Below are 24,620 nucleotides of genomic sequence, written 5' to 3'. Positions count from 1 at the left end.
GCCGGGTCCGCAGGAACGCTTTAACAACTAAGTTGCCCGTCCCATTCGCAGAGGAGCCACGCAGATGAAGGTCACCGTGTACACCAAGCCGGCGTGCGTGCAGTGCAACGCCACCTACAAGGCCCTCGACAAGGCCGGTGTCGCCTACGACGTGATCGATATCAGCGTTGACCCCGAAGCCCGTGACTACGTGATGGCTCTGGGCTACCTGCAGGCCCCGGTCGTCGTGGCCGGCAACGAGCACTGGTCGGGTTTCCGTCCGGACCGCATCAAGGCGCTGAGCGCGGCGGCTGTCAGCGCCTAGTCACCGCTGATACACCGGGAGGGGGTTGACGGATGACCAGCTTGGTCTATTTCTCCAGCGTCTCCGAGAACACCCACCGCTTCGTCGAGAAGCTGGGCATCCCGGCGACCCGGATCCCGCTCAAAGGGCGGATCCAGGTCGATGAGCCCTACGTGCTGGTACTGCCCACCTACGGAGGGGGCCGTGCGACACCCGATGTCAGCAATGGTGGCTACGTCCCCAAACAGGTCATCGCTTTTCTGAACAACGAGCACAACAGGTCGTTGATCCGCGGCGTCATCGCTGCGGGCAACACCAACTTCGGTGAGGAATTCGCCTACGCGGGCAAAGTGGTCTCCGCCAAGTGCGGTGTGCCCTACCTCTACCGCTTCGAACTCATGGGAACTCCGGACGACGTTGATGCCGTCCGTGCGGGATTGCAAGATTTCTGGAAGGAACAGACGTGCCACCAACCGTCACAGCTGCAGAGCCTGTAACCACCGGCGCGCATGCGCTCCCGGGGGAGACGGACTACCACGCGCTCAACGCGATGCTCAACCTGTACGACAAAAACGGCAACATCCAGTTCGACAAGGATGTGCTGGCCGCGCGGGAGTACTTCCTGCAGCACGTCAACCAGAACACGGTGTTCTTCCACTCGCAGGACGAGAAACTCGACTACCTGATCGAGAAGGAGTACTACGAGCGCGAGGTGCTCGACCAGTACTCCCGTAACTTCGTGAAGTCGCTGCTGGACCGCGCCTTCGCCAAGAAGTTCCGCTTCCCGACCTTCCTGGGGGCGTTCAAGTACTACACGTCCTACACGCTGAAGACCTTCGACGGGAAGCGCTACCTGGAGCGCTTCGAGGACCGGGTGGTCATGGTGGCGCTGACGCTGGCCGCCGGGGACACCGAGCTGGCCGAGAAGCTGGTCGACGAGATCATCGACGGCCGGTTCCAGCCGGCCACCCCGACCTTCCTCAACTCGGGTAAGAAGCAGCGCGGCGAACCGGTGTCCTGCTTCCTGCTGCGCATCGAGGACAACATGGAGTCCATCGGGCGCTCCATCAACTCGGCGCTGCAGCTGTCCAAGCGCGGCGGCGGAGTCGCGTTGCTGCTCACCAACATTCGGGAGCACGGCGCGCCGATCAAGAACATCGAGAACCAGAGCTCGGGCGTCATCCCGATCATGAAGCTGCTGGAGGACTCGTTCTCCTACGCCAACCAGCTCGGCGCCCGCCAGGGTGCCGGTGCGGTGTACCTGCACGCGCATCATCCCGACATCTACCGGTTCCTCGACACCAAGCGCGAGAACGCCGACGAGAAGATCCGGATCAAGACGCTCTCGCTGGGGGTCGTGATCCCGGACATCACCTTCGAGCTGGCCAAGAAGAACGAGGACATGTACCTCTTCTCGCCGTATGACGTCGAGAAGGTCTACGGTGTGGCCTTCGCCGATATCTCGGTCACCGAGAAGTACTACGAGATGGTCGATGACGCCCGGATCCGCAAGACCAAGATCAAGGCGCGTGAGTTCTTCCAGACACTGGCCGAGCTGCAGTTCGAATCCGGCTACCCGTACATCATGTACGAGGACACGGTGAACCGGGCCAACCCCATCGCCGGCAAGATCACCCACAGCAACCTGTGCTCGGAGATCCTGCAGGTGTCCACGCCCTCGGAGTTCAACGAGGATCTGTCCTACGCCAAGGTGGGCAAGGACATCTCGTGCAACCTGGGTTCGCTGAACATCGCCAAGGCGATGGATTCGCCGGACTTCGCCCAGACCATCGAGGTGTCCATCCGGTCGCTCACCGCGGTGAGCGACCAGACCCACATCTGGTCGGTGCCGTCCATCGAGCAGGGCAACAACAGCTCGCACGCCATCGGCCTGGGGCAGATGAACCTGCACGGCTATCTGGCGCGGGAACGGATCCACTACGGCTCCGAAGAGGGTGTGGACTTCACCAACATCTACTTCTACACGGTGCTCTACCACGCGCTGCGCGCCTCGAATCTCATTGCGATCGAACGGGGTACGCGCTTCGGTGGGTTCGAGCAGTCGAAGTACGCCTCAGGTGAGTTCTTCGACAAGTACATCGACCAGGTGTGGGAGCCGGCCACCGACAAGGTGCGACAGCTGTTCGCCGATGCGGAGATCCACATCCCGACCCAGGACGACTGGAAGCTGCTCAAGGAGTCGGTGCAGAAGCACGGCATCTACAACCAGAACCTGCAGGCCGTTCCGCCGACCGGTTCGATCAGCTACATCAACCACTCGACCAGCTCGATCCACCCGGTGGCGAGCAAGATCGAGATCCGCAAAGAAGGCAAGATCGGTCGGGTGTACTACCCGGCGCCGTACCTCACCAACGACAACCTGGACTACTACCAGGACGCGTACGAGATCGGCTACGAGAAGATCATCGACACCTACGCCGCGGCCACCCAGCATGTCGACCAGGGGCTGAGTCTGACGCTGTTCTTCAAGGACACCGCGGACACCCGCGAGGTGAACAAGGCACAGATCTACGCCTGGCGTAAGGGCATCAAGACGCTGTACTACATCCGGCTGCGCCAGATGGCTTTGGAGGGAACCGAAGTCGAGGGTTGCGTCAGCTGCATGCTGTGACGCGGATTCGTTGAGGTCGCAGGCCAGGAGAGACTTTTCTCCTGGCCTGCGCCTATTGTCGGCGACAACGCCACAGCGGGGCATCCACCGCAATCACCCGCATTGCGGGCGATCATCTGCTCACTACTTCAGCGTCGGGAGTGGTTTGTGCTCCCTGGCGTAATCCAGCACGCCCTGCACGCATCCGCGTCTGAGTTCGCGGTTGCGCCGCAACCGGGGATTGTCGCCGAGCTTGATCTTTCCGAGCAATGCCAGGTCGCAGGCGCCGTCCACTGACGACCCCACCAAGGGGGTGTGGTAGCCGATGTCATAGCCCTCCTGATACCAATCAGGCGAGGTGTAGTTCTGGGCCAGGAAGTACCAACCGATCCCGCCTGCCACCAGGATCACGGCGGCGATCAAAGCCATCCAGTGGGTGCGTCGCTTGTGTGCCGCTTGAGCCGCTTGGACCTCAGCGAACCACGGCATCAGTGCACCGGTCGATACCGGAGCGCTCTGCGCGGAAACGGCCGGTTGACGGTGCTCAGTCCATTGCCGGCCGTCCCACCATCGCAGGCCGCCCGAGAGCGGATCGGAGAACCAGCCCGGGGGTGTGCTCTGAGTTTCGGGCATCGTCTATCGCTGATTCGTGCCGACGTAGGTGTGCCACCAGAGGGCGTACTCCCGTGCCTGTTGCGCGTCTCGGTTCAGCCGTTTGCGTGCGTTCGAATTGTATAAGAGCGCAACCCAATTCAGGATCAGGATCGAGAAGAAGCTCCACCAGCCGAATATCAGGTTCTGGGTCTGGGCCGACCGCAGCGCGGAATCGCATTGGGCGTAGCTGCCCTGAACGGTGCGGCGTTGGTTGAACCAGAAGATCAACGCGCCGACGTGACTCATCGTGGTGACCTGAAAGGTCGGTACCTCGGGAGGCGGCGGGTAGGACGCGTACGGATTCGCCCGCTGGTTCGTCGGCGCAAAAGGTTCTGACATGGATTCCCCCTGTATTCGTGTTCTCCCCACTGCGCAGCATAAGGGAGAGTTGAGGGTGTGTCGGACACTGATTCTCGACACTTCGGGTGCACTCGCACAGGTGGCTGCGTCTGGTGGCACCGATCAGAAAATATGTTGCCCACCAGATATCCGACGCTCATCATGGGTGAGCGCCGCTGCGGCTCAACGATGTTGGACGGAGAAAGCCAGGCGTATCCACGAAGGGAGGCAGGACGATCATGAAATTGGCTGAGGCGTTGTCGCTACGTAGCGCGACGCTGCGGCATCTGGAGGCGTTGCGCACCCGCATCGCCGACAATGCCCGCTTCCAGGAGGGTGAGGAGCCCGCCGAGGATGCGGTGGCGCTGCTGATCGAAGCCGAAGCGGCCGTGAACGACTGGCAGAACCTGATCCAGGCGATCAACCGCACCAACGCGGCCACCGAAATGGGATCCGAGGGCACCTTGACCGATGCGTTGGGCCGTCGTGACGCGCTGCGGTGGCGGCGGCACCTGCTGTCCACGGCCGCCGACGCCGCGGCCGGCAGCGGTAAGCAGCAGGGTTACGCCCGGCAGCTGCGGTCGGAGCTGAAGATGCTGGCGGCATTGCCCGTGGCTGAGCTGAGGGCCCGGGCTGATGCCACCGCACGGGATCTGCGCGAGCTCGATGTGCGGATTCAGCAGAAGAACTGGGAAGTCGATCTTCTCGAACAGTGAGGTGGAGCAGGTAGTCGACACGGAGGCGTGCACGCCCCGAACCGGCGGGTCAGCCGGTTTTCTGGCGCGCGCAGGGCAGCGCTGAGGGTTCGAATCCCTCGTCACAACGCAGCTCCGCATCGTGCACCGCTGACAGGGCAAGGCGCACAACACATCACCATGTGCAGATCCGTGACGACGAGGGTGGGCACGGGGACACACCTCTCAGCAGCGCTCGGCGGGTCGGATCGTGATCGATCCGGCCCAGCCGGGCGCCTCAAACCGGGCAACTGCCGCCATGCGCGGTGAATGTCTTCGGAGGTATGGGGTGAATCGCGCTGTCTATGTGCGTGGATATCCGAGCGCTGCGCGGACCTGCAGGATGTGATCAAGATTGGGCTGTTGCGGTGTGCCGGCAACGGTGATGTAGCGGCCGCCGTCCCTTGCGACGAACCCAATCTGCTCGTCGATGACATCTGTATTCAGCGGGATGTCATCTCGTACATAGGTGAGCCAGCCAACCAGAACCTCCGGCGGCCTGTGGCCCTGCGCGCGTTGCACTTTGCGGTCCGCCGCAGCGAGGTGGTCAGGCTCCCACGCGACGACGAGGGCACTCAGATAGCGGATCAACGTCGACTCATCCGTGTCGCCAACTTGGAGGAGTAGGTGATTGAACGGCTCGGGTGTGCCGACGAAGCCGGCCCGAACGGTGTATTCGAAGAATCGTCGATCCGCTGTACGATCCGCGCATTCCCGCGCGAACTGGATGTGATACCCCGGTGCCGTCATCGGGCCGGCGTTCACACGTTCGGTGGTCGACGTGATCGCGGACTCTACAGCGGCGATATCGTCGAGATCGATCGGCACAAGCTCGTTTGACTCCGATGCAGCATTGCGCGACTCCCACACGCCCCACGGACCGTAACAATCCTCGGGGGGCATCAACTCGATCGACAGTTGGACTCGCTCTGCGCAGTGCTGCAGATTGTCATGACGGTTGCCCCACGCGCCGATCAGTCTCACAGTCACAGGTTCCTCCTCATGCCGCTGGAACCACAACTACACGAATGTCGTTGCCATACCTGCGCAAATCCGCAGCGATCCGTCGCCTGCCCTATCCAACCGCGGTGGTGTGGTGGTATTCGGCAGCGCGCCGGGAACGTCCGCTCAACCCCATGTCACGACCAACGTCAGCGCGACGCCGAACACCACTGCGGGGGCGGCCATCGCGGCGAGGAACGCCAACCCGAACCGCCGACCGCCTGACGCGAACGCCAGGATGACCTTCACCAGAAGGTTGGATCCCAGTGCGGCGGCCACGCCGATCAACGCGGCGTCGACCGTGACATCGCCTTTGGCGGCCAGGCTTGCGGCCGCGACCGCGCCGGCATGCGCGTCGGCCAAACCCGCGGCGAAGGTCGCGAGCACGAGCCCGTTGGGACCGAGCATGTCGGCCGCCCACCGGCTGACGAGCAATGCCAGCGTCAGCACGGTGGCCAGCGCCAGTGCCGGCCGCAGGGCGAACGGCCGCATGGTTGGCTCGTCGGGGTGGTCCTGATGCTCGGCTGTGGTGTGGTCGGGCCGAGTGCCACCGCGGTACACGAACGCGGCAACGCCGACGAGGACGAGAGCGCCCGCCAGCACTGGGGGCCACAGGCGGCGCAACACCTCGATGTCGACCACGCCGATCACCAGGAGCAGCTGCACGAAGGTGGCCAGGCTGGCCACGAGCGCGCTGGCCAGCGAGGCGCGCAGGCCCGTCTCGGTCTTGCTGAGTCGGCCCATCGACGCAGTCGTTGCGCTTGCCGAGACGAACCCACCGGCCAGGCCCGTGACAAGCAGGCCGCGTTGTGGGCCGAGCGCCCGCACGCCGATGTACCCGAGCCAGCCGATGCCGGTCAGCAACACCACCAGCAGCCATATCTTCGACGGGTTGAGCACGCCGTAGGGCCCGATCGGCTGGTCAGGCAGCAGTGGCAGGATCACGAAGGCTACGACGAAGAACTTGATCGCGTCCTCGAGTTCCACCTCGCTGACGATCTCTCGGGCAAAGCGGTGAATGCGAGCCTTCGACACCAGTAACACCGCGACCACCACGGCGAGCGCCACCGCCTCGGCTGGGCGAGTGTAGGCGATTGCGCCCAGCAGGTAGGCGACGAGACCGGCGATCACGGTGGTGGTTCCCGGGTCGTCGGCCCTGGTGCGACGATAGGCGACGGCCAGCAACACCGCGACGCCGATCGCGCCGGCCGCCACCACCCTGGCGTCGATACCGGCGGCGATCGCCCCGGCCAGAGACAACAACGCGAACGAGCGTGAGCCGGCGGGCAGATCGCGGGTGTGGCTGCGTTCCCGCTCCAGGCCGAGCAACAGCCCGACGGCCAGCGCCACCAGGAACGGCTCGAAGTGCTGCCAGTTCACACCGTCTCCTCGTTGCCCCGACGGTCTCGGTCCTCCGGTCCGTCACCGAGATCACGCGCGAGGTAAAAACCCTAGATGGCAACCTATCTCGGCGAGCAGATCGGTTGGTTCAATACGGCCGAGGCGGGGTGACCTCTCCGCTTCGACGACGGCGGCGACGCCGCCGGCGAATCAGTTGTCGCGGGCCTGTTCGGCACGCAACGCCTTCAGACGACGCTCCTCGCGCAGCACGTTCTGGTAGCTCTCCTGTTCGGCGACCAGCCAGTCCGGCTTTTCCTCGAGCAGCGCATCGATCTGCTCGGTGGTGAGCGCATCCTCGACGCCGCCGCGCGCGAGGCCGGCGATCGAGACGCTGAGCTTGGCTGCGACGAGGTTCTTCGGGTGCGGTCCGTTCTTGCGGAGGTCTTTGAGCCACTGCGGCGGATCCGCCTGCAGGGCGGCGAGTTCGGTGCGGGTGATCGGGTTCTCCTGGAACTCCGCAGGCGTGGCGGGCAGGTACACGTCCAGCTTCTTCGCCGCGGTGGCGGGTTTCATGGACTGCGCGTTCGGCCTGCTCATGGCACAGAGCTTATCGGTAGCTGCTTATCGGTAGCCTGAGGCGGTGACCCCGCTGTCCCTCACCCTCGGGTATGTGCCCGGCGGGACGCCCGCGAAGTGGGCCAAGATTTGGGCGGAGCGCCATCCCGAGGTGGCGCTGCACCTGCGCGCCGTTGCCGCCGCAGACGCGGCCGCCGAAGTGCGGGGCGGCGCCATCGACCTGGCGGTGCTCCGGACGACGGCCGATACCTCTGGCCTGGCCGTCATCCCGCTCTACGAGGAGATGACGGTGGTAGTGGTGCCGGCCGATCACCTTCTTACCGCGGCCGACGAGATCGCCGCCGCGGACCTCGACGGAGAGCCGACGCTGCTCCCACTGGACGACGTCGTCGCCTGGGCGGGCGCCCCCGGCATACCGATCGAGCATCGACCCGAAACCACTGAGGATGCAATAGAACTCGTCGCTGCGGGGCTCGGCGCACTCATCGTTCCCCAATCGCTGGCCCGGCTGTATCACCGCAAGGACCTGACGTACCGCCCGATCACCGACGCGCCCACCTGCCCTGTGGGGCTTGCCTTCCCGGAAGGCCCGCCGTCGGCACTGGTCGAGGAGTTCACCGGGATCGTTCGTGGCCGCAAACCCGGTTCCTCGCGGGGGCAGGCCGAGCCGGCGCCGAAACGCACCGCACGGGAGAAGACGCTGGCCAAACAGGCCGCCCGGGCGGCCGCGGGCAAGGTGGCTCGCAAGCCGGGGCCGACCAAACGCGGGCGGCGCTGAGCCCGCGAGTGTGGGGGTTGTGTACGTCCGCGGCCGGTTTCGCGTGCGTAGCACCCACAGTCGGCGCGACGCCCGACCGTAACTGCCGCGTGACGCGGTTTTACCTGGTCAACACACATGCTCGGAAATACTTGCAGCCATGACCGTGCTGAACCACGTTCCGGCCACCACGTCAGCGGCCGACCTCGCCGACCACCTGCGCCGCGACGGCTATGTCATCGTCGACGATCTGGTTCCGGACTCGTTGATGGACAGCATCAGTGTCGAACTGGCGCCCTACCTCGACGCGACACCGATGGGCTACAACGCGATGATCGGTCGCAACACGCGGCGTACCGGTGCCCTGATCGCGCGCTCGCCGGCGTGCCGCACGCTGATCCAGGATCCGACCGTTCTCGGTGTGTGCAAGGACTTCCTGGGACATGCGAGCGCCTTTCAGTTGATGCTGACCCAGGTGATCTCGATCGAACCGGGGGAGTCGGACCAGGCGTTGCATCGCGATCAGAATGCCTTCGATTTCTACCCGTTCCCCGATGACTACCACGTGCAGTGCAACACGCTGTGGGCGATGACGGACTACACCGCGGAGATGGGTGCGACCCGGGTGGTGCCGGGAAGCCAGGTCGGCGACAAGAAGCCGACCGACTACGCCGACGACGAGTGCGTACAAGCCGAGATGTCTCGCGGGTCGGTGCTGCTGTATTCCGGCAAGATCGTGCACAGCGGTGCAGCCAACCGCAGCGACCGGGTGCGCCGTGCCATCAACATCAACTACTGCGTCGGCTGGGTGCGCCAGGAGGAGAACCAATTCCTTTCGGTACCACCCGAAGTCGCGCGCACCCTCGACGACGATCTGCTGAGACTGATCGGCTATCAGGAGGGTGCGTGGGCGATGGGCTACTTCCGGGACTTCGAGGATCCGCTGCGTGCGATCCGCGGTGACGAGGTGGCTTACGGCTTCGACGCGGCCAAGCTCAACGGCGATGCCGGCGCGGCATTCGCGGACCAGATCACGCACAGTCAGTGAGGGCGCGGCGTGAAGCGTGTTCAGATTTGACGGATTGCGTTGCCGCCGAAACGTTTCGCATCGAACATCGCCTCGTCGGCGCGCGCGATGGCGTCATCCAGCACGCCGGCCGGATCCGCGTCCGGAGCCGTAAGGTGCTCGTGGGCCACGTTGGCGACACCGAGGCTCGCCGTGACACAGGGGTATTCGCCAGAAGCGGCGATGGCGTGTCTGATCCGCTCGGGTAATTCGTCGGCCAGGTACGGGTCGGCAAGATGAACGACGACGAATTCCTCACCGCCGATCCGGGCTACCAGTGCCGAGTTGTTGTCGACCGTTGCCACGATGCGCCGGGCGCATCGGATCAGCACCTCGTCGCCGGTGGCGTGGCCATACGTGTCGTTGATGTCCTTGAACCGATCCAGGTCGACGACGATCACGGTGAGGGCCGCCGCGGCGCTGCGATTCATGACCAGCAGTCCCGCGGAGTGCAGGTGGAGGCCGCGACGGTTGAGAAGCCCGGTCAGCGGGTCCGTGACCGATTCGTTGGCATCTCTGCGCAACATCCAGATACCGAGCTGGATACCCAGCGGCGCCAGGATTGTGGGTAGCGCGGCGCCGAGGATGGTGGCGGCCAGGCTCGCTTTGGTCAGGTGGTCGTCGACGGAGAGCTGGGTGATGAAGGAGGTCGTCGCGGCGAGGATCAGCGCGGTGTGCAGGGTGAGTGCCTTCGCTCCGTCGAAGAACAACAAGTACGCGGAGACGAGCGCGAAGCAATTGAGAGCGAACAGCCCGGTGGACCAGGTGGGGCCGACGAGGGCGACCATGGTGATGCCGACGTCCGCGGAGAGGACGAATGCCCGTGACATGCGTTGCGAAGGCCATGCGCGGGTGCACCATACGACGGCCCACCCGGTCGCCAGCGCCACGAACAGTCCGACGGCGACGTGCGCCGCGGACGAAGTCCGTCCGGCCCCGGGTAGCAGCACGGCCAGCGCTATGAGCGCCATCAGACCTGCACCGGTCCCGATCAGCACGCGTATCGCGCTGGCCAGCGAGCGGCGCGCGAAGTACTGCACCTGACCGGGGTAGTCCACGGGTTCGCGCCACCATGTGGCGACGCCTCGTGCGAACACCCGACAGCTGCGAAGAACCCCTACCACGACCCCGCTCTCGTTTCGGCGACTTGGCTGCCCGCAACCTTCGCTAAGAGTGACCAGTCAGCAACCAACAGGTGACCGAACTCTGGTCGATGGTATGCGCCTTGTGCGGGGCTTACTCGGGCGGGGGCTTCCGGTTGGGCAAAATTGCGCGAGCGTCAGTAGGGTGTCGCACGCTCAGCGGTCGGCGGCCCGCATCGTCCCGACTCTGCCTCACCCCGGGCGAATATTCGCTGGCGATTGCCAGCTTCGGTCGCCACTCTCGTAGGTATGAAGGTTCGACTCCATCCGTCCGAGCGCGAGTTCGGCGCGGTCGTCGATGTGGTGTATCGCCCCGACCCGGTGGCCTACACGGTCGAGTTGACCACCCTCCGGGTGCCCGCCGCCGATGGTTCGCGGATTCTGCTGTCGGTCGCCGACGGCGACGCCGCGATCGGCGCGGCGGTACAGGTGAGCAACGCCGCGCTGCTCACCAGTGGTCTGGCCCCGGCGCACGCCACCGATGTCGCCGCGGCGCTGGCTGACGATCATCCGCGCCTGCCCGCCGTCCGTGGAACGCGGTGCAGCTCCACGGCGTTCGTGGCGGCGTGGAGTGCGCTCACGGGCGCGGCGGTCGAGCTGACCGATGTGGAGCCGCTGTACCGGCTGGTCGACCTCGCGGCACCGTCCCGGGTAGCGGGGGAGAGCCGGCTCGCGGTCGGCCGCGAGGTGGAATTGCTTGTCGACTGGCTCGACGCGTTCTTCGTCGAGGCGTTCGGCTTGGCATCCGATCGAACTGCACGACGGGCCTACCTGGACGAGATCGCCGTCGCCGACGGGGACATCGTCGTGTGGACCGCCGGATCGGCTCCCGTCAGCATGGCGCGCGTGCACGCCCCGCTGGCGGGCGTGTCCCGCATCGGCCCCGTCTACACACCGCCGGAGCACCGCGGGCACGGCTACGCCGCGGCGGTGACCGCCGCGGCCGCCCGGCATGCACACCGGCGGGGTGCCGACGAGGTCGTGCTGTTCGCCGATGCGGCCAACCCGCTCGCCAATCGCGTCTATCAGCGGATCGGGTTCACGGCCGTCGACGAGCACCTGCAGTACGCGTTCACACCTTGTGGTGGTCGGGACCCTGCGCCTTCTTGTACAGCGACCTGAGCAACCGGTCCCGGAACGCCGCATTGTCGATCAGCTTGATGCCGGCGTCGGCGACCTTCGGGTATCCGATGAGCTTGTGCATGTAACGGCCCCGGCGGTACTCGCGGCCCCACGCGGCTTCCATCCGCTGCGCGTAGTTGGTGAAGTCGTCGGGGCCGCCGTTCTGCAGCGCCGCGATGGCGCATTCGCCCGCGGCCAAGCCGGATTCGAGGGCCTTGGAGATGCCCGCCCCGGATGCCGGCTTGCCGGCCCCCAGGGAGTCGCCGGTGAACAGCACACCCGGGCGCCACGGCGGCCAGGCGGTGAAGCCCATCGGCAATCGCCATGCCCGCACGCTCTTGTTCTTCTTGAGCTCCTCGATCGGCGGCAGCTCCCAGCCCTGGGGCAGTGAACGCAGGAACTCGCCGAGGAACTGGGTGGCGTTGATGGATTGCCAGTTCTTGTAGCTGTTGACGTAACCCAGCCCGATGTTGAACACGCCGTTGCCCATCGGGAACACCCAGCCGTAGCCGGGCAGCTGGTCACCCTGGAACTGCAGCTTCAGGTAGATGTCCATGCTGTCGCCGTCGGGACGGTTGGCGGGCATCTCCGAGCGGATCGCGATGGCCGAGTACCCGTTGTACTGCGAATCCAGCTTGAGCGCCCGCTTGATGGGGGAGTACGCGCCGTCGGCCGCGATGACGGCGTCGCCGAGCACCTTCTCGCCGCTCTTGAGCACGACGCCGACGACCCGGCCGTTGGCGTCGAACTCCGGCCCGGCGACCTCGGCGCCCTGGCGCACCTCGGCGCCGGCCGACTCGGCATGCTTGAGCAGTTTGAGATCGAGGTCGGTGCGGCTGGCGGTATGACCGTGGTCGGGCATTCCGGGGCGGCGCGGAAACGACAGCTCCCACGCGCTCGGGCTGTACACCGTGACCTTGTTGATGCGGTGGTATTTCGCCACCTCGTCGGCCAAGCCCATCTTCTGCAAATAGCTGACCGCGCGTGCGGTCAATCCGTCACCACAGGGTTTGTCCCGGGGGAAATCCGCCTTGTCCAAGACGATCACCCGAGCGCCCGTCTGCGCGGCCTGCCATGCGGCCGCTGAACCGGACGGGCCCCCACCTGCGATGACCAGGTCGTATCTGGCCGTCATCTTCCGCCTCGTTGAAAGGGAGTGTGTCCAATCGATGTTACCGAAGCTATTCGTAGCTGATCTGCCGGCGGATCGCACTCGGTGCGCGCGGAACAGGTCAGAGACGGTCAGCCCGGTACAGTAGGTGGGTGCGCAGACCATCTCTTCCCGCCATTCCGCTGCCCGGTGGGCAACCCGGAGTGAAGGTCGATGCGCGCAGTGAGCGGTGGCGGGAGCATCGCAAGAAGGTGCGCGCCGAGATCATCGACGCCGCATTCCGGGCGATCGACCGGCTCGGCCCCAACGTCAGCGTCCGGGAGATCGCCGAGGAAGCCGGCACCGGCAAGCCGAAGATCTACCGGCACTTCACCGACAAATCCGATATGTTCGCCCAGATCGGCGAGCGCATGCGGGACATGCTGTGGGCTGCGGTCATCCCGTCGATCGACATCGAGAACGATACCGCCCGCCAGATCATCGGCCGGGCCGTCGAGCACTACGTCGAGCTCGTCGACCAGCACCCCAATGTTGTCCGCTTCCTGCTGCAAGGCCGGTTCGCCGACCAGTCGTCGGCGGCCATGAGCACGGTCAACCGCGGCCGCGACATCACCTTGGCCATCGCCGAGATGGTCAGCGGCGAGCTCGAGGACATGCATCTGGACCCCGAGGTGTTCGAGCTGGCCGCCTTCGCGCTGTTCGGGACCGCGGCCGCGGCCACCGACTGGTGGCTGGGCGCTACCGACGAGGGCGTCCGCCGCATGCCGATGGACAAGTTCGTCGCGAATATGACGACGATCATGATGGGCGCGGTCAACGGCACCGGGGAACTCGTCGGTGTCGTGATCGATCCCGACCAGCCGATCAGCAGCGCCGTGAAGCTCCAGCAGATCGATCTGCGCGCCTGACCTGGGGTTGTTGCACCCCGGCGCGCGCAGTCTGAATACTGGTTTGCGGTACCGCCGTTCCCGGGAAAGGCCGTGAGCTATGTCCGCCGTCGTCACGCGCGCGCTGATCATCGGGTCCGGATTCTCCGGGCTCGGAATGGGCATCGCCCTGCAGAAACAAGGCTTCAAAGGGGACGACTTCCTGATCCTGGAGAAGGCCGACGAGATCGGCGGCACCTGGCGGGACAACACCTACCCCGGGTGTGCGTGCGATATCCCGTCGCACATGTACTCCTTCTCGTTCGAGCCGAAACCCGACTGGACCCACATGTGGTCGTTTCAGCCGGAGATCTTCGACTACCTCAAGGGCGTCGCCGCCAAGCACGGGCTGCGCCGCCACATCCGGTTCAACACCCACGTGGATCGCGCGCACTGGGACGAGGGCGATGCGCGCTGGCATGTCTTCGACAAGTCGGGCCAGGAGTTCATCGCGCAGTTCCTGATCTCGGGGGCGGGCGGGCTGCACATCCCGTCGATTCCCGAGGTCGAGGGTGCCGACACCTTCACCGGCGCGATGTTCCACTCCGCCCAGTGGGATCACAGCGTGGACCTCGCCGGCAAGCGGGTGGCGGTGATCGGTACCGGTGCCAGCGCCATCCAGATCGTGCCGGCGATCATCGACCAGGTGGCCGGGCTGGATCTGTACCAGCGCACCCCGGCCTGGGTGATGCCCCGGCCCAATAACGCTTTCCCGCAATGGATCCGGAAGCTGTTCACCTATGTTCCGGGCACCAGGGCGCTGATGCGCGCGGGTATCTACTGGATTCACGAGGGTGTCGGTTTCGCGATGACGAAGCAGCCGCGGCTGCTCAAGATCGGTGAACTTCTGGGCCGCTGGAACATCAACCGCAGCATCAAAGATCCTGTCCTGCGCCGCAAGCTGACACCGAGCTACACCGCCGGGTGTAAGCGAATCCTCAACTCCGACACCTATTACCGCGCGATCGCCGACCCGAAGGCCGACGTCCACACCGAGGGCATCGCCCGGATGACACCGACCGGCATCGTCACCCGCGACGGAGTCGAGCATCCCGTCGATGTCGTGGTGTGGGCCACCGGCTTCCATGTCACCGACTCCTACACCTATGTCGACATCAAGGGCGCCGGTGGCGAGGATCTGGTGGACCGCTGGAACAGGGAGGGGATCGCCGCGCACCGCGGTATCGCCGTGGCCGGCATGCCCAACCTGTTCTTCCTACTGGGGCCCAACACCGCGCTGGGACACAACTCGGTGGTGTTCATGATCGAATCGCAGATCCGCTATGTCGCCCAAGCGATCACCGCCGCTGACGCGGCCGGAGCCAAGGCGTTGGCGCCCACCCGGCGCGCCCAGGACGATTTCAACAGCCAGTTGCAGCACGATCTGGCCGGCACGGTGTTCAACACCGGCGGTTGCCAGAGTTGGTATCTGGACGCCCATGGTGTCAACCGCACCCTGTGGAGCGGGATGACCTGGCAGTACTGGCTGGCGACCCGGCATTTCGAGCCCGCGGAGTACGAGTTCAGTCAGTAGTTCCCGCGACACGACACCACAAGTTGTTGTGTTGCGCCGCGTCGCCGCCCCCCAGTTGTAGTGTTGGGGCAGTACTCGTCACGTTTCGAATTGGGGTCCAAGGTGTCCGATGGAATGAAGCTGATCGACCGGGTCTCGGCCATCAACTGGAACCGGCTTCAGGACGACAAAGACGCGGAGGTGTGGGACCGCCTGACCGGCAACTTCTGGTTGCCCGAGAAGGTGCCGGTGTCCAACGACATCCCGTCCTGGGGCACCCTGACCGCCGCCGAGAAACAACTCACCATGCGGGTGTTCACCGGCCTGACCCTGCTGGACACCATCCAGGGCACCGTCGGCGCCGTCAGCCTCATCCCCGACGCGCTGACCCCGCACGAGGAAGCCGTCTACACCAACATCGCGTTCATGGAGTCGGTGCACGCCAAGAGCTACAGCAACATCTTCTCCACGCTGTGCTCGACGAGCGAGATCGACGAGGCGTTCCGCTGGTCGGAGGAGAACCCGAACCTGCAGCGCAAGGCGCAGATCGTGATGGACTTCTACAAGGGCGACGACCCGCTCAAGCGCAAGGTGGCCTCCACACTGTTGGAGAGCTTCCTGTTCTACTCCGGCTTCTACCTGCCGATGTACTGGTCGTCCCGGGCCAAGCTGACCAACACCGCCGACATGATCCGGCTGATCATCCGCGACGAGGCCGTGCACGGCTACTACATCGGCTACAAGTACCAGAAGGGCCTGGCCCTGGTCGATGAGGCCAAGCGCCAGGAACTCAAGGACTACACCTACGAGCTGCTCTTCGAGCTGTACGACAACGAGGTCGAGTACACCCAGGATCTCTACGACGCCGTCGGACTGAGTGAGGACGTCAAGAAGTTCCTGCGCTACAACGCCAACAAGGCGTTGATGAACCTCGGCTACGAGGCGCTGTTCCCCAAGGACGAGACCGACGTCAACCCGGCGATCCTGTCGGCGCTGAGCCCCAACGCCGACGAGAACCACGACTTCTTCTCCGGCTCGGGCTCGTCGTACGTCATCGGCAAGGCCGTCAACACCGAGGACGAGGACTGGGACTTCTAGTCACGCAGGTGTCAGAAGCGATCAGGTCGCGGCAGCACGCTCACGTGACCGGGATGGCGACTTCGTTGCGGCGACGGCACGGCAGGGTCCACGGCGGGTCGTAGAACCAGGCGGTCGCCTCGCCGGCCGGTTCGAAGCCGGTCTCGCGCAGGATGTTCCGCAATTTCTCGGTCTGTTCGGCGACCCTTCGCGTCCCGTAGCCGCCGCTGAACCTGAGCACCGCGTACTTCTCCGGCGCAACCACCACCAGCTCGACACGGTCGTCGTCGGGTTCCGGCAGCGTCTCCAGAGTCCACTTCGACGGCATGAAGAAGCGGATGACCCACTCGCCCGCGTCACGGTGCTGGGCGACCGGGGCTGTCATGGCGATGCTGGTGCCGTTGGCCCGTCCGGTCTGCACCGCCACCGGAGCGGTCATCGAGATGCTCTGACTGCCGTGGTTGGCGCCGAAGATGTATTTGGCCAGCCGCCGGAACCCGGTGGACCGGGCTTGGTCCTCGGCAAGCGCTGGCACCCTGGTCTGGGCCGCGATCCGTTCACCGTACTGGCGCACCTGCGCGCCCCGGGCCAGCTCGACGGCGTCGAACCGTGGTTCTTCGAGGCCGAACCTGATCCCGGCCACCGAGCCGATGGTCTCCACCAGCTGCTTGGCGATGGTCTGTACATCCGCCATGGCAACTCCCTTCCCAGAAAGCGGCTGCCGGCGTCGCTGACCCGACAGATTCCCTAGGTATTCGGAGTCGACCAAGGGCCGGATTGCGTGTCGATGGTTGCTGTCGTCGTCACCCCGGGCCCGAACCGGCCCGCAATGTGTTTGTCGTCACTGTCAAACGGGCACTTCTCAGGGAGTTCACGGGTTCTATTGAAGGTCCTCCTCCATTGGGGGCGGAACCTCAATGGTGACGGTTGAACGACCGGCACGAGGAGGACAGACATGGCAATGAACAGAGTCGACACCAATGTCGTCGAACTCGCGCCCCGCCGCGCCCGCCAGAACATGCGCGCGCTGCTCCAGGCGAAGCGCAGGCACCCGTCCTCGATCGGCAACGTGGCGATGGCACGTCCGACGCCCGTGCCCGCGCCGGTGACCGAGCACATCTGCCAGGTGCTGCCGTTCAAGCGCTGAGCGGGATCCTCGCGGTGACCGTGGTACCCGTGCCGACCGGGCTGACCACGCCGAACTCACCGGACAGCGCCTCCACTCGGTCGCGCAGACCCACCAGACCCGACCCAGCGCCCGCCACCGCACCACCGGCCCCGTCGTCGCTCACCGACAGCCGCAGGGTGGCGTCATCGGCGACGACACACACCGTGACCGCGTCGGTTTTCGCGTATTTGGCCGCGTTCGTGAGGGATTCGGCCACCACGTAGTACGCGGCCACCTCGACCGACTCGGGTAGGCGCCCCGTCACCCGCAAATCCAGTTCGACCGGGACGGGGGACCGGCGCGCCAACGTCTTGATCGCCGGGGCGAGCCCGCCCTTGGACAGGATGGCCGGATGCAAGCCCCGGGACAATTCCTGCAAGTCCGCATACAGCCCGGCCAGCCCTTCGATCGACGCGGTCAACTGCGCACGCATGGCACCGTCGGCGCCGGCTTCGATGGCGCGCAGCTGCAGGCTCAGCGCGACGATCCGTTGCTGTGCGCCGTCGTGCAGGTCCCGCTCGAATCCGCGCCGGGCCTGGTCGGCGGCCGCCACGATGCGGGCCCGCGACGCGGTGAGCTCGGCGCGGGTCTCGGCATTGGCGATCGAAGTGGACACCAGGTCGGCGAAATCGCGAATATGCGCTTCGGTGTGCTCGGGGATCGCGTGTGCTGCCGGCCAGGCGACGATGAGCGCACCCCGGATCTCGCCGTCCACGATCACCGGAGCACCGGAGCCCGAACGCATTCCGTGCTTGCTGACTGCGGTGGCTACCTCGCCGGTCGCCGTGCTGTAGTCGTCGATACGGGCTGCCGCACCGGCACTGCGGATCCGGGCACTGACATTGTCGCCTTGGGTCGAGAACCGTTGTCCGACAGCGAAAATCCCCGGATCGCTGGCGGCGAGCACCACCGCGTGTTCGTCGGATTCGTAACGCAGCAGCGTGACGTGTTCGGCCCCGAGACTGTGCGCCAGCTCGGAGACGGCGACGTCGTACACATCCGACGAGGCCGCGCCGCGGGCCACCAGGGTTGCCACCCGACGCAGCGCGGCCTGCTGATCGGCCAGCGCCGAGGCCTCGCGGCGGCGTTGTTCGGCCTCCGCGGTACGCAGGCGCGCCTGTCCGACGAGCACATTGGTCACCAGGGCAAGGGTGAGGAACACGCCGACCGCCGGGGCCAGGGTGTCGCGCCCGTCCAGATGGAAGTAGACGTAGACCAGTGCGCTGGCCACCGACGTCGCCAGCGCCAGCCCGAACCCCCACCCGGCCGACACCACCAGCACCCCGAGCAGGAACACCGCGCCGAACGCATCGTCGGGTGCCACCTTCTTGAGCGCCAGCACCAGCAGCGTCTCGGCCGCGATGAACGCGGCCGCGACGACGATGCCCCAGCCCACGGGGCGCGCGGTCGGCCGCACGATCATCGCCAGGAGCCGAGTTGACCACGAACGCCAGTTCACCCCGCAGATGTTATTGCGGATGTTCACAGAAACCTTTCCGGCTAGCGGGAATGCCCGCGGACCCCGATCCTGCCAAGCTCGAGTCATGTCCGGTTCCCACATCGTGCGCGCGTTGATCGTCGATGACAGCGCGGCCTTCCGCGATGCGGCGACCACGATGCTGGCCCACGGCGGAATCACCGTGGTCGGCACCGCCACCGACGGTGCCGGCGCACTCGACGCCAGCCGCGCACTGCGGCCCGATGTCGCACTGGTGGATGTGGACCTCGGCGCCGACAGCGGCTTCGACGTGGCCGAGCAACTCACCGACGTCCCGGTGATCCTCATCTCCACCCACGACGAGCAGGACTTCGCCGATATGATCGCGACCAGTTCGGCCCGCGGGTTCCTGCCGAAGTTCGCGTTGTCGCCCGACGCGATCCGCGGCCTGCTGGTGCGCTGAGCTCAGAGCGAGTCGAGGTAGACGATCACCGCGCGCACCCGCCGGTGATCGTCCCCGGTTTCCGGCAGGTCCAGTTTGGTCAGGATGCTGCGCACATGCTTTTCCACCGTGCCCTCGGTCACCCACAGCCGCCGGCCGATACCCGCATTGGACAGGCCCTCGGCCATCAGGGACAGCACCTCGCGTTCGCGGGCGCTCAGGGCGGCCAGCGGATCATTGCGTCGCCGGGCTGACACCAGCTCGGTGACCAGAGCCGGGTCGATGACTGAGGCCCCCGCGGTCACCCGGTTCAAGGTGTCGACGAAATCCTCGACATCGGTGACGCGGGTCTTGAGCAGATAGCCGATGGCGCGGCCACCGGCGAGCAGCTCGGTGGCGTGTTCGACGTCGATGTGCGCCGAGAGCACCACGATCCCGGTGTCGGGGAACTCGGCGCGGATGGTGCGCGCGGCGTCGAGCCCCTCGGTGCTGTGCGCGGGTGGCATCCGGATATCGGTGAGCACCAGGTCGGGCCCGTGTTCACGCACCGCGGCGAGCAGCGTTTCCGCGTCGCCGGCCTGCCCGGCCACCTCGAAACCCGACCGCTGCAAGAGACTGGCGAGCCCCTCACGCAGCAACACGTCATCGTCTGCGATGACAACTCGTATAGCCACCCGCACGCCCTTTCAGGTGCTGCCGTTGCAGCCGCGACATTCTCGCATCTCGCCGCGCGCGCGTCAGGATGCGTGCCCGATATGGGGGCTGGCCCTACCCGGCCGGTACGGCGAGCGCTCCCGCGGTGTTGGCAGCCAGCACCGCAGACGCCGTGGCGGTGGAGGAGGAAAGTGAACTCGTCGAAATCAGTCACCGAGGAGATCGCCATGACCACATCACTGACCCGCAGCGCGCACACCTTGTCTCTGCTCGACGGCGAGATCGTCGAAGAGAACGAGCTGGGCTCGATGCGCCGCGTCACCGCCGACAACCTGCCCATCCTGAATCGACTGTCCATCAAGCGGGTGGTGTTGAACCCGGGCGCCATGCGCACACCGCACTGGCACGCCAACGCCAATGAGCTGACCTACTGCGTGTCCGGTACGGCTCTGGTCTCGGTGCTCGACAACTACAGCGAGTTCTCCAGCTTCGTCATCACCGCGGGGCAGATGTTCCACATCGACTCCGGCTCGCTGCACCACATCGAGAACATCGGCGACGAGGCGGCCGAATTCATCATCGCCTTCCGCAACGAACGCCCCGAGGACTTCGGGCTCGGTGCCACGTTCGGCGCCTTCACCGATGCCGTCCTGGGCAACACCTATGACCTGCCGTCGTCCGATATGGCCAAGATCCGCCGTGACACCCGACGTACAGATCACAAACTCGCCGCCCGGATCGGCGATCCGGAGATTCCCTCCGGCGCGTACTTCAAGGATCCCCACAAGTTCGATATCGAGGGCCAGCCCGCCGGGTTGACCTACGCCTACGGCAACGCGCGGTTCGCCCGGGACCAGTACTGGCCCGCGCTGAAGGACATCTCGATGTACTCGCTGCGGGTGGCCGAAGACGGGATGCGGGAACCGCACTGGCACCCCGCGACCGCCGAGATGGGCTATGTGCAGCACGGTGACGCGCGCATGACGATCATGAATCCCGATGGGACGCTGGACACCTGGAACATGACGACGGGGGACATGTACTTCATCCCGCGCGCGTACCCGCACCACATCGAGAACATCGGTACCGATGACTGGCACTTCCTGATCTTCTTCGACCAGCCGTTCCCCGCCGATATCGGCTACCGCGCCTCGGCGAGTGCGTATTCCCGGGAAGTGCTGGCCGCGACGTTCAACACCCATATCGACGACCTGCCGAATTTCCCGTTCACGCCGGCCGATCCGCTGATCGTCCGCAAGAGCAACCCCGTGGATTAGATCGGTTCGGGGTATCGGATGAACCCGCGGTGAATGACGGGAGAACTATGTCATCGGTGGTAGCGCATATCGGCCGGACCCGAGAAACTTGTCGCGTGACCACCTCGACTTCGCTCGTCGCCCGAATTCTGGACTGGCTGCGCGCCGGTTACCCCGAGGGCGTGCCCGGTGCCGACCGGGTGCCGCTGCTGGCGCTGCTGCGTAACACTCCGCTGACCGAGGATCAGGTCAAGGAGGTGGTGGCCCACATCACCGCCGCCGATTCGTCCGCGCTGGCCGACGGCGAGATCGACAGGGACGAGATCGAGGCGTTCATCGCCGAGGTCACCCATCACGACGCGGGCCCGGAGAACGTACGCCGGGTGGCGGCCAAGCTCGCCGCGGCCGGCTGGCCGTTGTCGGGAGTCGAGGGACTCGAGGAGACCGAAAACTAAGAGCCGATGGCGCGGGCCGTGACCCGGCCCCCGCGGTGCGGGGTCAGCACGACGTGCTTGACGCGTTGGCGTTCGCCCGGCTCGGTGGTGGTCTCCCACTCGACGCGCCGTAGCACCTCACGGAGCACGACACGCATCTCCGTCAGGGCGAACGTGGCACCCAGGCAGCGCCGGTTACCGCCGCCGAACGGCAGCCAGGCGGTGGGACCAGGCGTCGTGCCGACCATCCGCTCCGGGTCGAAACGGCCGGGGTCCGGATAACGCGCCGCGTCCGCGTGCGCCAGCCCGATCCCGGGCGCCACCATGACACCCGCAGGCAGGCGGTAGCCGGCGATATCGACCGGCTCGGTGAGCACCCGGCCGACGTCGAAGACGACCGGCCGGATGCGCAGCGTTTCCTTGGCCACCGCATCCAGATAGTCGTCGTCGCCGGTCTGGGCGGCTCGGGTGGCGCTGGCCAGGATCTCGGGGTGGCGGGTGAGCCGCTCCAAGGCCCACGAGAGCGCCGTGGCGGTCGTATCGTGGCCGGCCAGGAGCAAGGTCATCAGCTGGTCGCGCAGTTCACGGTCGGTCATCGCACGACCGTCCTCGTCGGCCGCGCGGATCAGCATCGCGAGCGCGTCGGTACGGTCGGCCAGCGCCGGATCGGCGCGCCGTTCGGCGATCTCGGCGTAGAGCAGCCGGTCCGCCGCAGCGATCCGGTCCCGCACACCGCGCCACGGCCTGCGCTGTTGTAGACGGCTGTCGGCGATCGACAGGCTGTCGAAGGCGGTGAGGTTCAGCAGGCGCGGCAGCACCGTGCGCAGCTCGGCGAGTCGGGCCGGGTCGCTGGCGCCGATCACCGTGCGCAGGATGACCTCGAGGGTGATCGCCGACATCCGCGGCGCCACCGCGAAACTCCGTCCCACCGGCCATTCGTCGATGGCTCGCGCGGCGATCTCGGCCATCGCGGCGCCCTGGCGGTCGACGGCCGCGCGGGTGAACGGGGCCATCATCAAACGGCGCCGGTCGGCGTGCACCTCGTCGTCGATGACGAGTACGGAGCTGTCGCCGAGGAGCCCGCTGAGCATCGAATTCGCTTCGCCCGCATGGAAAACGTGCGGGCTGCCGGCGAACACCGCCTTGATATCGGCGGAGTCGGCCAGGTAGACGATCGTGCCCAGTGAGGACACCCGCAGCGTGAACGCGGGACCGTAGCGCCGGTGGCACGCCGCCACGAACCGTGGCCAGTACCGCGCCAGCAGGGCCGCCTGTACCGCCCGGGGAAGAGGAGGCCCGGGCGGCAGGGCGGCGGTGATGCCGGTCACACGGCCATGGTAACGCCGTGCACGGCGGCCCCTTTCGTCGGCGGAGTCGCCCCGGAGCGGGTGGCTCCGGGGCGAGCGCGGGCGGCTAGATGGTGGACGCGTCGATGACGAAGCGGTAGCGCACGTCGGAGGACAGCACCCGCTCGTAGGCCTCGTTGACATACGACGCGTCGACGACCTCGATCTCCGGGGTGACGTCATGCTCGGCGCAGAAGTCGAGCATCTCCTGGGTCTCGGGGATGCCGCCGATCATCGATCCCGAGATGCTGCGACGTCCACCGGCCAGCGGGAACGCCGGAACCTCCAGGGGATGCTCCGGGATGCCGAGCTCGACGAGGGTGCCGTCCACCTTGAGCAGGCCCAGGTAGTCGCCCATGCGCAGGTTGGCCGACACGGTGTTGAGGATGAGGTCGAACTTGCCGGCCAGCTTGGTGAAGGTGTCCGGGTCCGAGGTGGCGTAGTACTCGTCGGCGCCCAGGCGCAGACCGTCTTCCATCTTCTTGAGCGACTGGCTCAGCACGGTGACGTGCGCGCCCATGGCGTGGGCCAACTTGACGCCCATGTGGCCCAGGCCGCCCAGACCGATCACGGCCACCTGCTTGCCCGGGCCCGCATTCCAGTGCTTCAGCGGGGAGAACAGGGTGATGCCGGCGCACAGCAGGGGAGCAGCCTTGTCCAGCGGGATGGAATCCGGGATGCGCAGGACGTAGTTCTCGTCGACGACGATGGCGGTGCTGTAGCCGCCATAGGTGGGGCTGCCGTCACGCTCGGTGGAGTTGTAGGTGCCGTGCATGCCGTACTCGCCGGTGCAGTACTGCTGCAGACCGGCCTTGCAGTTGTCGCATTCGCGGCAGGAGTCGATGAAGCAGCCGACGCCGACGTGATCGCCGACCTTGTATGTGGTGACCTCGGAGCCGACCTCGGTGACGATGCCGGCGATCTCGTGTCCCGGTACCACCGGATAGTTGGGGGTGCCCCATTCGGCTTTGACGGTGTGGATATCGCTGTGACAGATACCCGCGAACTTGATGTCGAAGGCCACATCGTGCGGGCCGACGGCGCGGCGCTCGATGGTGGTCTTGGTCAGATGGCCGGACGCCTCGTTGGCGGCGTAGGCGGAAACGGTGGTGGTCATGGTGTGGTGATCCTCTTCTTCTTCGACATGCCTCTTTGAGTGCGCATCACATGCCTTCGCTCAACGCTAGCGAAGGTGACCGAGCATGGCTCGGTGACGGGCGCGACTTTGCACCGCCGGTCGGTACAACAGCGGCCTCGCGGGGTCTAGTCCCGGTTCACGGTGTGAATCGGGTTATAGACCCGGCGCCCGGAATCCGGCGTTGACACTGACCCGGTCATACCGTGCCACACCGGCCTGGGTGTACGGGTCGGCGGCGGCGAGGGCGTCGGCCTCCTCGGCGGACATATCGCCGGTGATGAGCACCGCACCTCGGGTCTGCGTGCGTCCGGCGAGCCGGATGCGGCCCGCGGTCACCTCCTCGGTCAGCCAGGCCAGGTGAGCCGGCCTGGTCGCATCGACGACGTCGTCGGGCTGCAGGTAGGTCAGGTTCAGCACGTGAAAAAGTCCGGACACGTCGTGAGGGTAACCGGCGTCATCGCCCAGTCACATCCGTTGCACGGCGTTAACG

27 protein-coding genes are annotated in these 24,620 nt (G+C 66.0%); 14 read left to right on the top strand and 13 right to left on the bottom strand.

From position 1 onward, the window contains the following. The first annotated feature begins 64 nt into the window (after positions 1-64). From nrdH to nrdE, 3 genes are read left to right on the top strand one after another with little or no spacing between them, the layout of a single operon-like run. On the top strand, positions 65-304 hold the full coding sequence (nrdH, locus tag QN239_RS22710) for a glutaredoxin-like protein NrdH (RefSeq protein WP_090357115.1): 240 nt from the start codon (positions 65-67) through the stop codon (positions 302-304). 32 nt (positions 305-336) lie between these two features. Beyond that, positions 337-780, top strand: coding sequence for a class Ib ribonucleoside-diphosphate reductase assembly flavoprotein NrdI (gene nrdI / locus QN239_RS22705; RefSeq protein ID WP_090357114.1), 444 nt, complete (start codon positions 337-339; stop codon positions 778-780). Next, positions 747-2,915 carry a class 1b ribonucleoside-diphosphate reductase subunit alpha gene (nrdE, locus tag QN239_RS22700; RefSeq protein ID WP_499013797.1) on the top strand — a complete coding sequence of 723 codons (2,169 nt, stop codon included), beginning with the start codon at positions 747-749 and terminating at the stop codon, positions 2,913-2,915. The genes nrdI and nrdE overlap by 34 nt, the downstream gene beginning before the upstream one ends. Before the next feature lie 123 nt (positions 2,916-3,038). Here the strand turns inward: nrdE and QN239_RS22695 are convergent, their stop codons facing one another. Together QN239_RS22695 and QN239_RS22690 are read right to left on the bottom strand one after the other, a co-directional pair. Further along, entirely contained in the window at positions 3,039-3,527 is a 489-nt protein-coding gene (locus QN239_RS22695) for a DUF2510 domain-containing protein (protein ID WP_499013796.1), read from the bottom strand. A gap of 3 nt (positions 3,528-3,530) precedes the next feature. Then, positions 3,531-3,887 carry a hypothetical protein gene (locus tag QN239_RS22690; protein ID WP_499013794.1) on the bottom strand — a complete coding sequence of 119 codons (357 nt, stop codon included), beginning with the start codon at positions 3,885-3,887 and terminating at the stop codon, positions 3,531-3,533. Between the two features lie 239 nt (positions 3,888-4,126). Between QN239_RS22690 and QN239_RS22685 the strand changes: the two genes are divergently transcribed. Next, entirely contained in the window at positions 4,127-4,603 is a 477-nt protein-coding gene (locus QN239_RS22685; protein WP_499013791.1) for a DIP1984 family protein, read from the top strand. 321 nt (positions 4,604-4,924) lie between these two features. On the opposite strand, the gene QN239_RS22680 is transcribed toward QN239_RS22685, so the two are convergent. The 3 genes from QN239_RS22680 to QN239_RS22670 all read right to left on the bottom strand — a co-directional run bounded on the left by QN239_RS22680 (position 4,925) and on the right by QN239_RS22670 (position 7,561). After that, complete coding sequence (locus QN239_RS22680; protein ID WP_499013789.1) at positions 4,925-5,611, bottom strand: hypothetical protein; 687 nt, start codon at positions 5,609-5,611, stop codon at positions 4,925-4,927. A 138-nt stretch (positions 5,612-5,749) separates the two neighbouring features. Continuing rightward, entirely contained in the window at positions 5,750-7,003 is a 1,254-nt protein-coding gene (locus QN239_RS22675) for an MgtC/SapB family protein (RefSeq protein ID WP_499013786.1), read from the bottom strand. Between the two features lie 171 nt (positions 7,004-7,174). Then, positions 7,175-7,561, bottom strand: a complete 387-nt coding sequence (locus QN239_RS22670) for a DUF5997 family protein (RefSeq protein WP_090357102.1) — start codon at positions 7,559-7,561, stop codon at positions 7,175-7,177. 43 nt (positions 7,562-7,604) lie between these two features. Between QN239_RS22670 and QN239_RS22665 the strand changes: the two genes are divergently transcribed. Next, entirely contained in the window at positions 7,605-8,318 is a 714-nt protein-coding gene (locus QN239_RS22665) for a LysR family substrate-binding domain-containing protein (protein WP_499013783.1), read from the top strand. A 139-nt stretch (positions 8,319-8,457) separates the two neighbouring features. Next, complete coding sequence (locus tag QN239_RS22660; protein WP_499013780.1) at positions 8,458-9,345, top strand: phytanoyl-CoA dioxygenase family protein; 888 nt, start codon at positions 8,458-8,460, stop codon at positions 9,343-9,345. 20 nt (positions 9,346-9,365) lie between these two features. On the opposite strand, the gene QN239_RS22655 is transcribed toward QN239_RS22660, so the two are convergent. Continuing rightward, positions 9,366-10,421 (bottom strand): GGDEF domain-containing protein, encoded by a 1,056-nt coding sequence (locus QN239_RS22655; RefSeq protein ID WP_499013777.1) that lies wholly within the window; start codon positions 10,419-10,421, stop codon positions 9,366-9,368. A 333-nt stretch (positions 10,422-10,754) separates the two neighbouring features. Between QN239_RS22655 and QN239_RS22650 the strand changes: the two genes are divergently transcribed. After that, positions 10,755-11,627 carry a GNAT family N-acetyltransferase gene (locus QN239_RS22650; RefSeq protein WP_499013774.1) on the top strand — a complete coding sequence of 291 codons (873 nt, stop codon included), beginning with the start codon at positions 10,755-10,757 and terminating at the stop codon, positions 11,625-11,627. On the opposite strand, the gene QN239_RS22645 is transcribed toward QN239_RS22650, so the two are convergent. Next, the gene (locus tag QN239_RS22645; protein ID WP_499013772.1) at positions 11,578-12,762 is read right to left on the bottom strand and encodes a geranylgeranyl reductase family protein; all 1,185 of its coding nucleotides are present in this window, start codon (positions 12,760-12,762) and stop codon (positions 11,578-11,580) included. The genes QN239_RS22650 and QN239_RS22645 overlap by 50 nt on opposite strands. A gap of 128 nt (positions 12,763-12,890) precedes the next feature. Between QN239_RS22645 and QN239_RS22640 the strand changes: the two genes are divergently transcribed. The 3 genes from QN239_RS22640 (at position 12,891) to nrdF (ending at position 16,275) form a co-directional block, all read left to right on the top strand. Continuing rightward, entirely contained in the window at positions 12,891-13,646 is a 756-nt protein-coding gene (locus QN239_RS22640) for a TetR/AcrR family transcriptional regulator (protein ID WP_499013769.1), read from the top strand. A 79-nt stretch (positions 13,647-13,725) separates the two neighbouring features. Next, a complete protein-coding gene (locus QN239_RS22635; protein ID WP_499013766.1) occupies positions 13,726-15,198 on the top strand; it encodes a flavin-containing monooxygenase in 1,473 nt (490 codons plus the stop codon). Positions 15,199-15,312: 114 nt separating this feature from the next. Next, entirely contained in the window at positions 15,313-16,275 is a 963-nt protein-coding gene (gene nrdF / locus QN239_RS22630; RefSeq protein WP_276064974.1) for a class 1b ribonucleoside-diphosphate reductase subunit beta, read from the top strand. 40 nt (positions 16,276-16,315) lie between these two features. Here nrdF and QN239_RS22625 read toward each other — a convergent pair whose 3' ends face one another. After that, a complete protein-coding gene (locus QN239_RS22625; RefSeq protein WP_499013764.1) occupies positions 16,316-16,948 on the bottom strand; it encodes an SOUL family heme-binding protein in 633 nt (210 codons plus the stop codon). 261 nt (positions 16,949-17,209) lie between these two features. Here QN239_RS22625 and QN239_RS22620 point away from each other — a divergent pair, with 261 nt between their 5' ends. Next, a complete protein-coding gene (locus tag QN239_RS22620; RefSeq protein ID WP_499013762.1) occupies positions 17,210-17,401 on the top strand; it encodes a hypothetical protein in 192 nt (63 codons plus the stop codon). Here QN239_RS22620 and QN239_RS22615 read toward each other — a convergent pair. Continuing rightward, the gene (locus QN239_RS22615; protein ID WP_499013759.1) at positions 17,391-18,881 is read right to left on the bottom strand and encodes a sensor histidine kinase; all 1,491 of its coding nucleotides are present in this window, start codon (positions 18,879-18,881) and stop codon (positions 17,391-17,393) included. The genes QN239_RS22620 and QN239_RS22615 overlap by 11 nt on opposite strands. Positions 18,882-18,966: 85 nt before the next feature. On the opposite strand from QN239_RS22615, the gene QN239_RS22610 reads away from it, so the two are divergent. After that, the gene (locus QN239_RS22610) at positions 18,967-19,323 is read left to right on the top strand and encodes a response regulator (RefSeq protein ID WP_499013757.1); all 357 of its coding nucleotides are present in this window, start codon (positions 18,967-18,969) and stop codon (positions 19,321-19,323) included. Positions 19,324-19,325: 2 nt separating this feature from the next. Here the strand turns inward: QN239_RS22610 and QN239_RS22605 are convergent, their stop codons facing one another. Beyond that, entirely contained in the window at positions 19,326-19,970 is a 645-nt protein-coding gene (locus tag QN239_RS22605) for a response regulator (RefSeq protein ID WP_372517238.1), read from the bottom strand. Positions 19,971-20,183: 213 nt separating this feature from the next. On the opposite strand from QN239_RS22605, the gene QN239_RS22600 reads away from it, so the two are divergent. Together QN239_RS22600 and QN239_RS22595 are read left to right on the top strand one after the other, a co-directional pair. Then, positions 20,184-21,233, top strand: coding sequence for a cupin domain-containing protein (locus QN239_RS22600; RefSeq protein WP_499013754.1), 1,050 nt, complete (start codon positions 20,184-20,186; stop codon positions 21,231-21,233). 125 nt (positions 21,234-21,358) lie between these two features. Further along, entirely contained in the window at positions 21,359-21,667 is a 309-nt protein-coding gene (locus QN239_RS22595; RefSeq protein ID WP_499016930.1) for a DUF3349 domain-containing protein, read from the top strand. Here the strand turns inward: QN239_RS22595 and QN239_RS22590 are convergent. The 3 genes from QN239_RS22590 to QN239_RS22580 form a co-directional block, all read right to left on the bottom strand. After that, positions 21,664-22,974: a cytochrome P450 gene (locus QN239_RS22590; protein ID WP_499013751.1), complete on the bottom strand. Its 1,311-nt coding sequence runs from the start codon at positions 22,972-22,974 to the stop codon at positions 21,664-21,666. The two genes, QN239_RS22595 and QN239_RS22590, sit on opposite strands and share 4 nt — an antisense overlap. Positions 22,975-23,059: 85 nt before the next feature. Beyond that, positions 23,060-24,109, bottom strand: a complete 1,050-nt coding sequence (locus QN239_RS22585) for an NAD(P)-dependent alcohol dehydrogenase (protein WP_499013749.1) — start codon at positions 24,107-24,109, stop codon at positions 23,060-23,062. A 174-nt stretch (positions 24,110-24,283) separates the two neighbouring features. Continuing rightward, entirely contained in the window at positions 24,284-24,565 is a 282-nt protein-coding gene (locus QN239_RS22580; protein ID WP_499013746.1) for a YciI family protein, read from the bottom strand. Positions 24,566-24,620: the final 55 nt, after the last annotated feature.

It is taken from the genome of Mycolicibacterium sp. Y3, assembly GCF_051188035.1.
In the GTDB taxonomy this organism is placed as follows: Bacteria; Actinomycetota; Actinomycetes; order Mycobacteriales; family Mycobacteriaceae; genus Mycobacterium; species Mycobacterium fluoranthenivorans.
The sequence above is the reverse complement of the archived record's forward strand: the minus strand, read 5'-3'. Positions and strand labels throughout refer to the sequence as shown.